Raw genomic sequence first — 14516 nt, 5'->3', positions numbered from 1 at the left:
CTTCCTCAAATCAATGATAATGGGCCGTCCAGTTAACCAGATCTTCACGCACTTCCTCACCAAGCTCTGGCGACTTAAAGATAATCAGAACCGTATCATCATCAGCAAGCACACTGAAGATGACGTCTGAAAATTCCTCTAAAATCAAACGCTTTAAAAAATTTGTGCTCCCTGGTTCAACCCTGATACTAATCAAATATTCCAGACCTGGTGTCAAGTCTGAAATCTGGATAATATACTCACAGGCACGTTGCAAGGGAGTCATCAGCTCACGTGCACTCTCCATGGAAAAGCCATAGATATATTTTCCAGATTTACCAGGAACCTTGATGATACCCAAGCTGTTAATATCTCTTGAAATAGTCGCTTGAGTCGCTTTTAGACCGTTTTCTTCTAGCTTAGCAACAAGATCATTCTGAGTTTCAATCTCATTATCTAAAACAATTTGACGCAACAATTCCAAACGTTCATGTTTTTTCATTTTTTTTAAACTCCTCATGAGCTTTTTCTACTGTAGTAGCAATTTTTGAGCCAATCGTATTCTCTGGATGACTAGACCGCTCCAGATCCATCAGAAATTCAATATTTCCGTGACCCCCTTGAATCGGAGAAAAGTCCAAGTCCCTAATAGTATATCCGCATTCTAGAGCAAAAGAGACCACACGCTCTAAAACTTTTTCATGAATCCTAGCATCCTTAACAATACCATGCTTACCGACCTGCTGTCGACCAGCCTCAAATTGAGGTTTGACCAGGGCGACAACTCGATCGCCTTCAGCTAATAGTCTAGCTAGAGGGGGTAAGATCAAACTCAAGGAAATAAAACTCACATCTATACTGGCAAACTGAGGCAAGCCTTGATCAAAATCCTGAACCTTGACATAGCGAAAATTATACTGCTCCATACTAATAACTCTAGGATCTTGCCTGAGTTTCCAGACCAGCTGATTGGTCCCAACATCAATAGCATAGACCTGCTTGGCACCATTTTGAAGCATCACATCTGTAAAGCCACCAGTAGAGGCCCCAATATCCAGCGTTATCTTATCTGCCACAGAAAGATTAAAGACCCGCAAGGCTTTTTCCAATTTAAGACCGCCACGGCTGACATACTGAAGCCTTTCACCTTTAAGGCGAAGCTCTGTATCATCTGATATTTTCTCACCTGGCTTATCATAGCGCTGACCATCCAAGACAGATACCACCAGACCAGCCATTACACCACGCTTAGCCTGCTCTCTTGTCTCAAAAAGGCCTTGCTTATAAGCTAGTACATCAACACGTTCCTTAGCCATGCAACCGCAACCTTTCTATGATATCAAGACTGGACTCTGAATCCAGTCCATGATCTTCCCTAAGACGATCAAAAATAGCCCTTGCTTGATCCAAGGCTTGGTTTAACATCTGGTAAGATTCCTCTAAACCAAAGAGGCTAGGATAGGTAGTTTTTTGCGCCTTAAGATCTTTTTGAGGGGTTTTCCCAAGCTCTTCAAAACTCGCTGTGACATCCAGAATATCATCTCTAATTTGAAAAGCTGTTCCAATCAGGATACCTGCTCGACCAAGCGCTTCGATAGCTATTTTATCTACCTGGGCTAGGATACCAGCTGCAAGAAAAGGAAAAGCTAGTAACTTACCAGTCTTATGACTGTGAATCGCATTGAGCTCCTCAAAGCTCTGCTGCTGGCCCTCGCCTGCTATATCAAGCAGCTGTCCAGCCACCATGCCAAAGGTTCCCGAAGCAAGAGATAACTGACGAATGAGCTCAAGGCGAACCAAGTCAGGTAGATCTGTCTGAGCTATCAAGGCAAAGGGATCTAAAAACAAACTATCACCCGCCAAAATAGCTGTCGCCTCATCGAACTGCTTGTGATTGGTTAGACGCCCCCTACGATAATCATCATTATCCATGGCCGGGAGATCATCATGGATTAGACTCCCTGTGTGAATCATCTCTAGCGCTGCAGCGACTTGATAATGAGCTTCCTGAAGCGAAACCCCGAATCCCTCTAAAAGTTCAAGGAGAATCAGAGGGCGCAGACGTTTCCCGCCCGCATTGACAGAGTAAAGAATAGCTTCAACAAGACGCTCTGATACTTGCTTTTCCCCATAAAACTGCTTGATTGCCTGATCGATACCATCTTGCTTATTCATGGGACTCCAATTCAGTTTGACTGCCATCCTCCTGCATCACTTTCACTAGAGTTTCTTCAGCCTGCGCCAAGGTTTTTTGTAAATTCTTGGATAAAAGCATCCCTTTTTGGAACTCTGAGATTGCCTCTTCTAAAGGGACATCCCCATTTTCAAGCTTGGTCACAATGGTTTCTAAGTCTTGTAAATTCTCTTCAAATGTTTTTTTCTTACTTGGCATTTTTCACCTCTACCTTTATCTGTCCATCCTTCATTTCTAAAGTCAAAGCATCGCCACCTTTTACATCCTTGATACTCGTAATCGGCTTACTATCCTTACGAACAATAGCATACCCCCTTGCAACAATTCTACTCGTATCAAGAGATAGCAGCGACCCTTGAGCCTTATCAAATCGTGCCTGCTTGGCCGAAATCAGCGTTTTCATGCGATAGATCAGGGACTGTCTCTGCTGGTCAAGGCCCTCCTGCAGATAGTGAAGACGCTTATCCAAATCCACTCCTGCTAGACGCTGTCTCAGTAACCGCTCTTCTTGCAAGGCTTGTGCATACTGGTGACGCAACTGATTGGTCAAACGCTCCTTAAGACGGTCTAACTGCTGGAAATGCCCATCATACAGGCGTTCTGGTTGCCTAAAAATAACTGACTGGCTGAGCTGAGTCAGACGTTCATTAGACTGGGCCAAACGCCTCTGGGTAGCCTGAAAAGCCCTTTGACGAGCCTGACTGACCCAAGACAAAAGGTCAGCCTTAGTTACTGGCGTCGCTAACTCTGCTGCTGCAGTAGGCGTTGCGGCCCTCTGATCGGCAACATAATCCGCTAGAGTCGTATCAGTCTCATGGCCTACACTAGATATAAGGGGCAATTTAGATTCAAAAATAGCCTGAACCACGATTTCTTCATTGAAGGCCCAGAGATCCTCAATAGATCCCCCTCCACGTCCAACAATTAAGAGATCCAGATCCTCTTGCTCATTAGCTTTAGCAATATTATCAGCTACTTCCTGGGCACTGCCCTCACCTTGAACCTTGGTTGGAAAAAGTAAAATCTCGACACCAGGAAAGCGACGACTAACCGTGGTAATAATATCCCTAATGACTGCTCCGCTGGGGCTAGTGATAACACCGATCTTTTTGACAAATTGAGGCAGGGGCTGCTTGTGTTCAGAAGCAAAATAGCCTGCCTGAGTCAGTTTAGCCTTAAGTTGCTCAAACTGAACCGCCAAGGCTCCAATACCATCTGGCTGTGCCTGCTCGATCACAATAGAGTAAGAGCCATTAGGCGCATAGAGCTGGACACGCCCGACAACATTGATTTTCATCCCTTCTTCTAGCTCAAAGCCCAATTTCTTATAGACGCCTCCCCACATGGTCGCCTGAATGACTGCCCCCTCATCCTTCAAAGAAAAATATTGATGATTAGGACGCTTTCGGAAGTTTGACACTTGACCACTCAAATAGACCCGCTCTAAATAAGGATCACGATCAAATTTTAGTTTTAAATATTTGGTCAAAGAGCTGACGGACAAATAATCAGGCAAGGTCTGACCTCCTTATAAAGCATAATATGTTAGTTTATATTATAGCAAATTTTAAACAATAGAGCTATGAAAATAAGGGGAGAATAGCTAGAAGCAAACTAGGTTAACTCTTCTCATCAATACCAATCCCCATCGAAAACCCTAGTAAGAAAAAAGAGATAGGACTGTCAGCCTACCTCACTATTGACTTAACTACCATAACTGCTAGGGCTTAATCTTTTTTCGAAACCAACTCCCCTGCAGTTGAGCTAGTCTTCACTCTTGACAAAGACATTTTCTTTATCGATCTCATAGTCAGACGTCCCATCGCTAGTCGATGACTCAGTCTGACTCTCACCATAATCATCCGTATAGCTAGCTTGAGCCACTGGCCAATGAACACCGTATAAGGTCTTACCACCTTTTCCTAGCTGATAGCCAACTTCACCGCTTTGCACTTGCGCATCCAACTGGTTAGGACTCACAAAGCCTTCGTAACCGACAATTTTAAAGGTGTTATCATCTACTGATTCTGAAGTGATGATCGTTCCTTGTGACTCAGTATAGCTGCCATCTGCTGTATCTGTACGGATAGTGACACTACCATCCTCAGTAAATATCAGGGTCATCTCGACACCGCCTTGTGTACCAGTCCAGGTCCCAACCAGATTTTTAGGGACCAATTCCCCTTCCTCTAGCTTATTATCCTGTGATGCTTGAGATTCTTTCTGGGAATTAGCATCTTTGTGCTGAAAGGCAGCCTTGGCAGCAGCTTCCTTAGCAGCACCACGACGATTAGCAATGATATGACCAACCACAAAGAAAAGAACGATACCCACAACTGCAACAATAGCTGTGATCTGATACCTCTGACGCTTTATTTGGCGCTCCCGCTCTTCTCGCACTCGCCTATCCTCACGAATCATGGCAACCATCTTCCCTTCCTCTGCTAAATACTTTTGATAATCGCCCCTAGCACGATCCAAGAGAAACTGGATTTCATGCTGTTCCTCTTCGTCCTGTGCCTGCTCCAGATTGTCAGCCAGTCTTTGAATGCGATCTTGCAATTCCTTCTTGACTTGAGGGTTACCTAGGCCTCGGATACTACTCTTAGCGATCGCATGTCTATAGTCTTCTTCAAATCTTTTCATCCTGTATCCTTAGTAATCAGTTTGCTAAACCCTAACTGATAATCTATAATTTTCCCTATTATACTATATTTCTAGCGATTTATCTCCTACAAGACTGTTCCTAACAGCAAAAAACCTGCTCTATCATTAATCAAGAGCAGGTCACTTCATCAAAAAAGAGAAAAATCTTTACTGTTTAAAGGCATCAACCAGAGCCTTAAATTCATCATTGGTTAGGGTAATACCCTTCCCCATCTTTTCATGATCCGGACTCCAACTACGAATATCATACTTGGCTGGTGCCCCATTAAAGCTAACACGATTGAGCTCTTTGGTCCAGCCCTTATCATTTTCAGATAGAACCAGCAGCTTTTCCTCGATCTCAAATGTAAAGTCTGCCATCTAAACACCTCCTTCGTATTAAGACAAGTCCCTCATAATACTATTATTGGTAACTATAGTGATCACTTGGGCTCACTTATTTATCCGTAAAAATATCGCCCTTAGGCACGAATCGTTTGACTGGATCCATCTTCTTTATAAAGATTGACCAAGCCCTCCTGACAGGCACGCACCATATCACCCGGCTCAACAGCTTGCGGTACTGTAATAGTAAGCAATTCCATTGGATTGGGTGCACGATCGATCTTGTTGCCATCAGCATCATGAAGATCTTCGATAGTTGTTTCAAAGTGGCGGAAACCAGGACCATAAAATTCAACCTGGTCTCCTTCGTGAATAACATTGCGTTGACGAATGGTTGCTGTCATTGATGCTGGATTGAAAGAGACGACCTCAGCTACAAATTTGTATTGTGGAATCTTACGACGAGCCCCGAAAAGCTGCTCATTTTCACTAGGTGTACCATAATAGAAACCTGTCGCTAGCTCACGTTGAGCAACCTTCCAAAGCTCATTGACAAGATCATCCTTAATGGCATAAAAGGCTTCTGGGCTCTCCATATAGGCATCAACTGCAGCCTTATAGCAATTAGTTACCGTTGAGACGTAATGGATTGACTTCATACGTCCTTCAATCTTAAGACTATCCACACCATTTTCAATCATATCTGGAATGTGATCAATCATACACATATCAACAGCTGACATAGAGTACTCTTCTGGAATCTCCCCTTTTAAGCTGCGACGCTCTTGCCCAAATGGCATATCATAGAGATCGTATTTCCAACGGCAGGACTGAGAGCAGCCACCCCGATTAGCATCGCGGTGACTCATATGATTGGACAAAGTACAGCGACCAGAATAAGAAATACACATAGCTCCGTGTACAAAGGCCTCGATTTCAATATCGGTACGGCGACGAATTTCTGCCAGCTCTTCCATGCTAACCTCACGCGCCAGAACCACACGTGCCAAGCCATAATCCTTCCAAAAATGAAAAGTTTCAACATTGGTAGCCGAGGCTTGCGTCGATAAATGGATCTCAAGACCCGGTGCTTCTATTGCACAAATTTCAATCAAGGCAGGATCAGACACGATAACCGCATCCAATCCCATATCACGCAGCTGGCGGAACCATTCGCCGGCTCCTTGCTCATTACCCTCGTGCGTTACCATATTAGCAGCCACATAGACCTTGGAACCATGCGCGTGGGCAAATTCAATCCCTTCTCGCATCTCTTCCATGCTGAAATTACCTGCACGGCTACGAAGACCGTACTGCTGACCACCTACAAACACAGCATCAGCACCATAAAGAACTGCAACCTTTAATTTTTCCAATGTCCCTGCAGGGGCTAGAACCTCAGGGCGCTTTTTGACCTCAGACATAATCTTCTCCTATTTGCAAGATAGTTGAAATATATCACTCATTCCAGCACCAAACATAGCGTTCTTCCAGCTAGATTGAGAAAATAATAACAAACTTATTCTACTCCTTTTACCTAGGAAAATCAAAAAAATCTAAAAGACAGGCCGATAACTCAATCTCTAAGAAATACATCATGGCAGTAATAGACTCATGACCAAAAAAATAAAGAAAAGAAAATCTACAAATAATAGACTCAAATAATAATTACCAGAATTTTTCTGCCTACCTTCTGGTCGATTCATCTTAAAAACAAAATACCACATGATAGGGGCTTCAATTCCAATAAATAAAATGATCCCAGGTACAATAATAGGAAAGTGCTCAAACCAGCCCAGCATAATCCCTGAAAACATTAGAACAAGACCAAGGAGCCAAAATAAGATACTGACCACCTTGATACCTGTTGCTACTGGCTTAGCAGCAGGCTCTTCCATAGGCAAACTGCCATTTCCCGCTTGCTGATCGGGAGATGATACCGCCTTGTCTTGCTCCCCTGTATCAACTACATCAGCCTCCTCAGCAACTTGACTCACCTCTAGACTGTTTGCTAGCTGATCATTTAATACCAACTGCTGATCATTTGCTAGAACTGTAGCTGTTTTACCAGAAATAGCTAGGACTTTTAGGGAGGTCCCCAGTTCAATCCCTAGACTCATTGGATCTTGACCACCAATTTCATCACTGTAAATAGCCTCCACACGGTAGAGACCACCTACTCTTGCTTCATTTAACTTCATTGACTATCTCCTCTCCTTTCTCAAACCTACAAAACAGATGGCAGAACAGTGCTCAATCTAGCACCAACAATAAGCCCATCTACCTAGATTGAGAAAATCTTAACACATTTATTTTACGCCCTTTATCTAGAAAATTCAAAAAAATCACCAAACAAGCTCTGCTGGAGAGCCTCCCAAATCCACACTAACTAATGGTAGGCTGCTGCTTAAAAATTGCAATAAACAATCCGTTATCTCTTTTTGCTGATGCCCCTCTTATGGACCAATAATATCAGCCTTAGTGCAAAAACAGAAAGCCCAATCTACCACTTGGCTTCTGACCGCTACCACTTAGCTCTCAATAGCTTCTTTTGCCTACTCTACTGTGCTATACTAGATTATATTTTAACACGAGGAGAAAGCCATGCTTATTCAAGCAAAAAAACTAAGCAAAACATATGGGAATAAAACCGTCGTCAACCACCTAGATCTCTCTATCCCTAGAGGCAGTTTAGTGGCTTATTTAGGGACAAATGGTGCTGGAAAATCAACAACCATTCGCATGCTAACAGGTCTAGAGCAGCCCAGCTCAGGACATATATCTAAAGAAGCTGGTTTAAAAATTGGCATCGTCTTTCAAAACAGTGTCCTCGACGATGAACTGAGCGTTCGTAACAATCTACAAAATAGAGCCAAACTATATAAAAATAAGGATAAAGCCTGGTTAGAAGAATTAATCACCCTCATTGGTCTTGATGAATTTCTAGACCAAGCCTATGGCACCCTATCTGGAGGACAGCGTAGACGTGTCGATATTGCCCGTGCCCTCCTACACAAGCCAGATGTCTTATTTTTAGATGAGCCAACAACAGGACTGGATATTCAAACCAGAAAACTGATCTGGGAACTGCTCCATCACTTAAAGCAGCAACAAGGACTTACTATTGTTTTAACGACCCATTATTTAGAAGAAGCCCAAAATGCCGATATGACCTATATCATCGATCATGGACGTCTTTTAGCCCAGGGCACTGCTCAAGAACTCATCCACTTATATGCCAAAACACAACTCTATATCAGAGGGATCGACCCAAGGACTATCACCAATCTTGACTTCCCTATTACAAAAGTTGAAGGAGGCTTGGTGATTGAGGGAATGACCTCACAAGATGCCCTCGATTTTCTAACTCAGTACCGCCACCAGCTTTCAGATTTTGAATTTAAGGCAGGAACGATCAACGAAGCCTTCATGGCCATCACAGGAAAGGAGATGTCTTAATGTTTGCCCTTGCCAAAAGAAATTGTCAACTTTACTTTAGCAATAAAGCCAGTCTTTTTTTCTCACTTTTAGGAGCCTGGATCGCTTTTGCCCTTTATATTATCTTCCTGCAAAAGAATCTAGTGGATTCTTTCCAAGCCATCAAGAACGCTGAAAAAATTCTGGACCAATGGGTTATTGGAGGAACACTGGCCGTGACCAGTATGACAACGACATGGACCGGGACAAGCCGTTTAATCCGAGATCGTGAAAAACACTGTCTCGATGACTTCCTATTGACAGACACCTCCTTTTTCTCCTTGCAGATGGGCTATCTACTAAGCAGCACCTTCATTGGTCTCATCATGCAGATAGTCATGTACCTGATCATGTCGGTTTACTTTTTCTACCAAGACGGCTTAGCTTTTCAATGGGACACCTCCATACCAATGCTAGGTGTCATGCTGATTTCCGCCAGTTTGGGAGCTAGCTTAAGCCTACTTTTAGCACAGCGGTTCCAAACATCAGAATCTGCAGATCGCTTTTCAATCATTATTGGGACTGCTTCTGGGTTTTTAGTAGGTGTCTATATGCCAATCGGTGCCCTACCAGACAGTGCTCAAGCCATTGTTAAAATAACACCCAGTGCCTACAGTGCTGCAGCTTTTAGACAGATCCTAGTAGAAGATATTCCTCATCGGGCCAGCATTAAAGGCATTGAGATCAAAGAATTTCTAGGAATTGGACTGGATTGGAATGGATTGACGAATCTAACACAGAATATTTTAATAGCAATTGGAATCATCCTTATCTGCTTAGGATTGCTCCTAGCTCACCTGCTCATCACCTATCGTAAAACGAATAAAACGGCTATAACCTAGAAAGTTGAGGGAGACAGGATTTGGTAGACTATAAATTTGAAGACATCCTAAATCTGGATGACGATAACATTCAGATTATTGTTCGCAGCAACCAGACTACTCCAGCTGTTACAGAGTTACTGGAATACCTAGCAGCTTATCAAGCAAAATCCCCACTATTTCTGCCCATAAAGACCAAGGACAGAATCGACATGATTAAAACGAATCAATTATTATCAGTCGAAGTGGATGGATCCAACCTCGTCTTAGAAACCCTGACAGGTCAATACCTGATCAAAGAGAGACTCTATAAATTTCAGAACCAGCTCAAAAATTCCGACTTCGTGCAAGTATCAAAACAATGCCTCATCAATATTAACTACTTAGAAGCGCTGGAAAACAGTTTTTCTGGAAATATGGTCGCCTTTTTAAGAGGGGGACGAAAGATACATGTCAGTCGCTGGTATTTAAAAAATCTCGAAAAGAAGCTAGGATTGTGAGGGCGTAAATATGATTAAAAAAATTGAAACAATCTTTAAATTTGCTATCATCGGAGTTGGTTTTGGAGGAGTCACTTATACGCTTTTGCTATTGATGACACACGCACAGACACAATCTGTCGCACAAATTGCAACGGTGATGTGGATCAGTGCCCTTATCGGTCTGGTGAGCATGATTTTTATATGGGATCGCTTATCACTGCTTGCCGGACTTAGCCTACATTTTTGTCTAGTCTATGCACTGGTTGCCTTGATGACCTTGCTAAATAAGATCACCAATCCATTCACCCTTCCCTTTCTAGCCACTTTTCTACTGGTTTATGTTACTATTTGGTGCCTGTCCTCCTTATCCTTTGCTAATCGTACCAACCGCATCAACCAAGTACTGGAAGAAAAGAAAAAGTCTCATTCCAACAAGCCATAAGCAGTAAGATAAGAGTCCCACTTTCTCTATTTCTTAGCTTGTCCTCTCTCTTTTTCCCGTGCTATAATAAAGACTATGACTAAGCCACATTTACTTCAAGGAGAGCGCATTGATCAGCTCTTTTCAACCGATGTTAAAATTATTCAGAATAAAGACGTCTTCAGCTACTCTGTCGACAGTGTGCTGCTATCACGCTTCCCAAAATTTCCATCCAAGGGTTTAATCGTTGACCTCTGCTCTGGAAATGGAGCCGTTGGACTTTTTGCATCAACCAAGACCAAGGCTAAAATCGTCGAGATCGAGCTCCAAGAGCGCCTGGCTGATATGGGACAGCGCTCCATTACTTTAAACAATCTCCAAGATCAGGTCACCATGGTCCATGACGATCTGGACAATCTCCTTCAGCACGTCCCCCGTTCAAAGGTAGATCTCATCTTATGCAATCCACCCTATTTTAAGGCCACTGAAACCTCTAAAAAAAATGCCAGCCAGCACTACCTCCTAGCCCGCCACGAAATCACAACCAACCTAGAAGCTATCTGTAAAATCAGCCAGCAGGCCTTAAAGACCAAAGGACGCCTAGCCCTTGTGCACCGGCCTGATCGCTTCCTAGAAATCATGGAAACTCTGCAGAATTACAAGCTGGCGCCTAAACGTGTCCAATTTGTCTATCCTAAAAAAGATAAGGCAGCCAATATGATCTTAGTCGAGGCCATCAAAGATGGCTCCCTAGATGGCATGAAAGTCCTACCGCCGCTCATCGTCCACAAGGACAATGGCGACTATACCGATGACATCCATGACATCTATTTTGGTAAAGACCACAAAGCCTATATGTATGTCCTAGAATGCGCTGATGGCAGTCTCTACACCGGTTACACAACAGACCTCGACAAGCGGCTCGCCACCCACAATGCTGGAAAAGGGGCTAAGTACACCAAGTCCCGCCTGCCCGTCAAGTTAATCTACTCCGAAACGTTCAATCACAAGAATGCAGCAATGAGTGCTGAAAGTCGCTTCAAACAAAAAACACGCGCACAAAAACTTGCTTATATCAAAGCCCATCAATAACACTAACGACTGCTAGAATAAGGATAAAAGAGCAAATCTAAAGGATGAAGATTGCTCTTTTATTTTCACCCATTCCGAGCAGATCGGTTGGCAATCCATAGCATGCTATATATCCTTAAGGAGGTTCTATGCCAAAAGATAAACTAAGGTAATACCTTTATTCTAAAACTGCTGGTTCAGGATTTTGAGCAACTCTCCAATAACCGCCCACAAGACTACCCGCCGACTCACTCCCAGTTCAAGGTCCTTAAGTATCTCTATCGCCATCAAAAACCTCCCATTAATCAAGCCAAGATCGAGCGCTGATTTTCTATGTCTAACCCGACCTCGACACACATTTAAACTAGTAAAACAAACCAAGCCTCAGCAAAAAGGCTTGGTTTTATAATCTAACAATTAGTCGATGGTTTCTAGTAAGGCAATCAAATGTTTAATAACAGGAGACAAGACAGTATTTTTTGAGTAGGCGTAACTGACATGAAAATGGTTGCTATCACCCTGCACAGGAATCTTAACCAGACCTTCATCATTGGAAAAGAAGAAAAAGTCTGTCATATAGGTGATGCCTAGGTTTTCACGGACCATCTGACCAATCAAGGTCACTTCCGATAATTTGTAGGCAACCTTAGCTCTATTATCAAAGCGCTCGTTAAGATGATTAAAAGCATCTAGGTGGGTGTGCCCTTCATCCAGTAAGATAAAGGGTTCTTCCAACACCTCCTCAAACCTAATCGATTGGCGTTGAGATAAGGGATGTTTCTCTGAGACGATCACATAAAAAGGCCTCTGATAGAGCTCCTTGGTGACCAGCTTAGGATGATCTAGTACATGTAAACTGCCAATCAGACTAAAATCCAAATCCCCACTAATCAAATGTTGAAAGAGATCGACAGAACCTTCCTCTCCCGTCATCTGGATATCTGAGATAAAAGAAATGTCTTCACCCTTTTGGATCAATTCAGATAAAATCCTAGCACGAATGATCGGTGGCAAGCCAACCTTAATCTCATGGTGATGGACCCGCTCCATCTCTTTTTCTGAAATCGCCAGCTCACTCAAGATAACCCCAATGTGCTTGGCTAAAATCTCACCTTCTTGGGTCAGGACTACCGAGCGATGAGACGGATTCTTGATAAAGAGGTCACAGTGAAAATGATCTTCCAAGCGCTTAACAGCATAGGTAATAGTGGGCTGACTGACCTCAAAAGATTTAGCCACTGCGGTAAATGACTTTCGTTTAGATAACTCTTTGAAATACTCTAAATCCCTTAAATTCATGTCTGTCCTCCGCTGTCTATTCTAACAAATTTTTAACGCTCTTATAAATAAAATTTATGATATGGGGTCAAGTTGACTATAAGACTTGCAAATTCCTATAATGATAAAACTCATACGAGTAACCATTCTATTATTTAAGGAGTTTTCCCCATGAAAGCACATGACATTTTAAATAATCCTTTTTTAAATAAAGGGACCGCATTTACCATGGAAGAGCGTAAAGAACTTGGTCTTATTGGACTCTTGCCACCTTATGTTCAAACCATTGAAGAACAAGCTGAGCAAGCTTACCAACATTTCCTTCAAAAACCATCAAATTTAGAAAAACGCCTCTTTTTGATGGAAATTTTCAACACTAACCGTACCCTCTTCTATCATTTGTTTAACCAACACATGGTTGAGTTCAACCCTATTGTCTATGATCCAGTCATCGCAGATACGATTGAAAATTACAGCCACCTCTTTGTAGATCCACAATACGCTGCTTATCTGGACATCAACCACCCAGAAAATATCGAAGAAACCCTTAAAAACGCTGCTGGTGACCGTGATATCCGCCTGATTGTGGCAACAGATGCTGAAGGTATCCTTGGTATCGGTGACTGGGGTGTCCAAGGGGTTGATATTTCTGTTGGAAAACTCATGGTCTACACAGCTGCTGCTGGGATTGATCCATCATGCGTCATGCCCCTTGTCATCGATGCAGGTACCAACCGCCAAGAACTCTTGGATGATCCCATGTACCTTGGTAACCGCCATGAGCGTGTGCGTGGTGAAAAGTACGATGCCTTTATCGATCAATTCGTTCAAACCGCAGAAAAGCTCTTCCCTAAACTCTACCTCCACTGGGAGGACTTTGGTCGCTCAACTGCGGCGGACATCTTGAACCGCTACAAGAAATCTATCCCTACCTTCAACGATGATATCCAAGGTACTGGTATTGTAGTACTTGGTGGTATCTTCGGTGCTCTTGACATCACTGGCGAAAGACTCACTGACCAAGTCTACCTCTGCTACGGAGCTGGATCTGCTGGGGCTGGAATTGCCTCACGTGTCCACGCCGAAATGGTCAGCGAAGGTCTCTCAGAAGAAGAAGCTTACAAGCATTTCTTTATGATTGATACACAAGGCCTTCTCTTTGATGATATGGAAGACCTCACTCCAGCCCAAAAACCATTTGCCAAGAAACGGGCGGACTTTGAAAACGCTGGAGACATGACCAATCTCCTAGATGTGATCAAGGCAGTTAAACCAACCATCTTGGTTGGTACTTCTACAGATGCTGGTGCTTTCACCCAAGACGTCGTCAAGGCTATGTGTGAAAATACTGAGCGCCCAGTCATCTTCCCAATCTCTAACCCTACGAAAAAATTAGAAGCAACTGCTGAACAAGTCATCCAATGGTCAGATGGTAAGGCCTTCGTAGCAACAGGTGTACCTTCTGGTACAGTTACTTACAAGGGAGTTGACTATCAAATCGGCCAAGCCAACAACGCTCTGATCTACCCAGGTCTTGGTCTTGGTATGCTAGCCTCAGAAGCCAAGCTGTTGACAGATGAAATGATCGGAGCTGCTGCTCATTCACTCAGTGGTCTCGTTGATCCTGGCCAACCAGGCGCTCCTGTCCTTCCACCATTTAAATATGTGCCAGACGTCTCTATCAAGGTGGCAGAGGCCGTTGCTAAAAAAGCCCAAGAGCAAGGATTAGCACAAGCAACAGAAACCGACATGGCAAAGGCTGTTCGAGATCTCAAATGGTATCCTGAATACTAAGAATCTGG

The 14516-nt window shown here is 43.2% G+C and carries 16 protein-coding genes; 6 read left to right on the top strand and 10 right to left on the bottom strand.

The features are described 5' to 3' along the window. Positions 1–10 precede the first annotated feature (10 nt). From AC4HAJ_RS00630 to AC4HAJ_RS00590, 9 genes are all read right to left on the bottom strand, one after another. Positions 11–481: an arginine repressor gene (locus tag AC4HAJ_RS00630; RefSeq protein WP_491078221.1), complete on the bottom strand. Its 471-nt coding sequence runs from the start codon at positions 479–481 to the stop codon at positions 11–13. After that, entirely contained in the window at positions 468–1295 is an 828-nt protein-coding gene (locus tag AC4HAJ_RS00625; protein ID WP_491078220.1) for a TlyA family RNA methyltransferase, read from the bottom strand. Before AC4HAJ_RS00625 ends, AC4HAJ_RS00630 begins: the two co-directional genes overlap by 14 nt. Then, complete coding sequence (locus tag AC4HAJ_RS00620; RefSeq protein WP_491078476.1) at positions 1288–2154, bottom strand: polyprenyl synthetase family protein; 867 nt, start codon at positions 2152–2154, stop codon at positions 1288–1290. Before AC4HAJ_RS00620 ends, AC4HAJ_RS00625 begins: the two co-directional genes overlap by 8 nt. Further along, entirely contained in the window at positions 2147–2371 is a 225-nt protein-coding gene (locus AC4HAJ_RS00615) for an exodeoxyribonuclease VII small subunit (protein WP_491078219.1), read from the bottom strand. The genes AC4HAJ_RS00620 and AC4HAJ_RS00615 overlap by 8 nt, the downstream gene beginning before the upstream one ends. Continuing rightward, entirely contained in the window at positions 2361–3689 is a 1329-nt protein-coding gene (gene xseA / locus AC4HAJ_RS00610; RefSeq protein ID WP_491078218.1) for an exodeoxyribonuclease VII large subunit, read from the bottom strand. Before xseA ends, AC4HAJ_RS00615 begins: the two co-directional genes overlap by 11 nt. Positions 3690–3937: 248 nt before the next feature. Then, the gene (locus AC4HAJ_RS00605; RefSeq protein ID WP_491078217.1) at positions 3938–4819 is read right to left on the bottom strand and encodes a hypothetical protein; all 882 of its coding nucleotides are present in this window, start codon (positions 4817–4819) and stop codon (positions 3938–3940) included. 168 nt (positions 4820–4987) lie between these two features. Further along, on the bottom strand, positions 4988–5200 hold the full coding sequence (locus AC4HAJ_RS00600; RefSeq protein ID WP_491078216.1) for a YdbC family protein: 213 nt from the start codon (positions 5198–5200) through the stop codon (positions 4988–4990). A gap of 101 nt (positions 5201–5301) precedes the next feature. Then, positions 5302–6591: a peptidase U32 family protein gene (locus tag AC4HAJ_RS00595; RefSeq protein WP_491078475.1), complete on the bottom strand. Its 1290-nt coding sequence runs from the start codon at positions 6589–6591 to the stop codon at positions 5302–5304. Positions 6592–6759: 168 nt separating this feature from the next. Continuing rightward, positions 6760–7365 (bottom strand): hypothetical protein, encoded by a 606-nt coding sequence (locus AC4HAJ_RS00590; protein WP_491078215.1) that lies wholly within the window; start codon positions 7363–7365, stop codon positions 6760–6762. A 403-nt stretch (positions 7366–7768) separates the two neighbouring features. On the opposite strand from AC4HAJ_RS00590, the gene AC4HAJ_RS00585 reads away from it, so the two are divergent. From AC4HAJ_RS00585 to AC4HAJ_RS00565, 5 genes are all read left to right on the top strand, one after another. Next, positions 7769–8623, top strand: a complete 855-nt coding sequence (locus AC4HAJ_RS00585) for an ABC transporter ATP-binding protein (protein WP_491078214.1) — start codon at positions 7769–7771, stop codon at positions 8621–8623. After that, positions 8623–9483, top strand: coding sequence for an ABC transporter permease (locus AC4HAJ_RS00580; RefSeq protein ID WP_491078213.1), 861 nt, complete (start codon positions 8623–8625; stop codon positions 9481–9483). The genes AC4HAJ_RS00585 and AC4HAJ_RS00580 overlap by 1 nt, the downstream gene beginning before the upstream one ends. Before the next feature lie 20 nt (positions 9484–9503). Then, positions 9504–9962, top strand: a complete 459-nt coding sequence (locus AC4HAJ_RS00575) for a LytTR family DNA-binding domain-containing protein (protein WP_491078212.1) — start codon at positions 9504–9506, stop codon at positions 9960–9962. A gap of 10 nt (positions 9963–9972) precedes the next feature. Continuing rightward, complete coding sequence (locus AC4HAJ_RS00570; RefSeq protein WP_491078211.1) at positions 9973–10386, top strand: DUF3021 domain-containing protein; 414 nt, start codon at positions 9973–9975, stop codon at positions 10384–10386. Between the two features lie 75 nt (positions 10387–10461). Next, on the top strand, positions 10462–11457 hold the full coding sequence (locus AC4HAJ_RS00565; RefSeq protein WP_491078210.1) for a GIY-YIG nuclease family protein: 996 nt from the start codon (positions 10462–10464) through the stop codon (positions 11455–11457). A 396-nt stretch (positions 11458–11853) separates the two neighbouring features. On the opposite strand, the gene AC4HAJ_RS00560 is transcribed toward AC4HAJ_RS00565, so the two are convergent. Continuing rightward, positions 11854–12735 (bottom strand): LysR family transcriptional regulator, encoded by an 882-nt coding sequence (locus AC4HAJ_RS00560; protein WP_491078209.1) that lies wholly within the window; start codon positions 12733–12735, stop codon positions 11854–11856. A 150-nt stretch (positions 12736–12885) separates the two neighbouring features. Between AC4HAJ_RS00560 and AC4HAJ_RS00555 the strand changes: the two genes are divergently transcribed. Beyond that, the gene (locus AC4HAJ_RS00555; protein ID WP_491078208.1) at positions 12886–14508 is read left to right on the top strand and encodes a malolactic enzyme; all 1623 of its coding nucleotides are present in this window, start codon (positions 12886–12888) and stop codon (positions 14506–14508) included. Positions 14509–14516: the final 8 nt, after the last annotated feature.

The sequence above is a fragment of the Streptococcus sp. ALY_211 genome (assembly GCF_058314555.1).
This window is presented reverse-complemented; position numbering and strand designations above follow the sequence as displayed.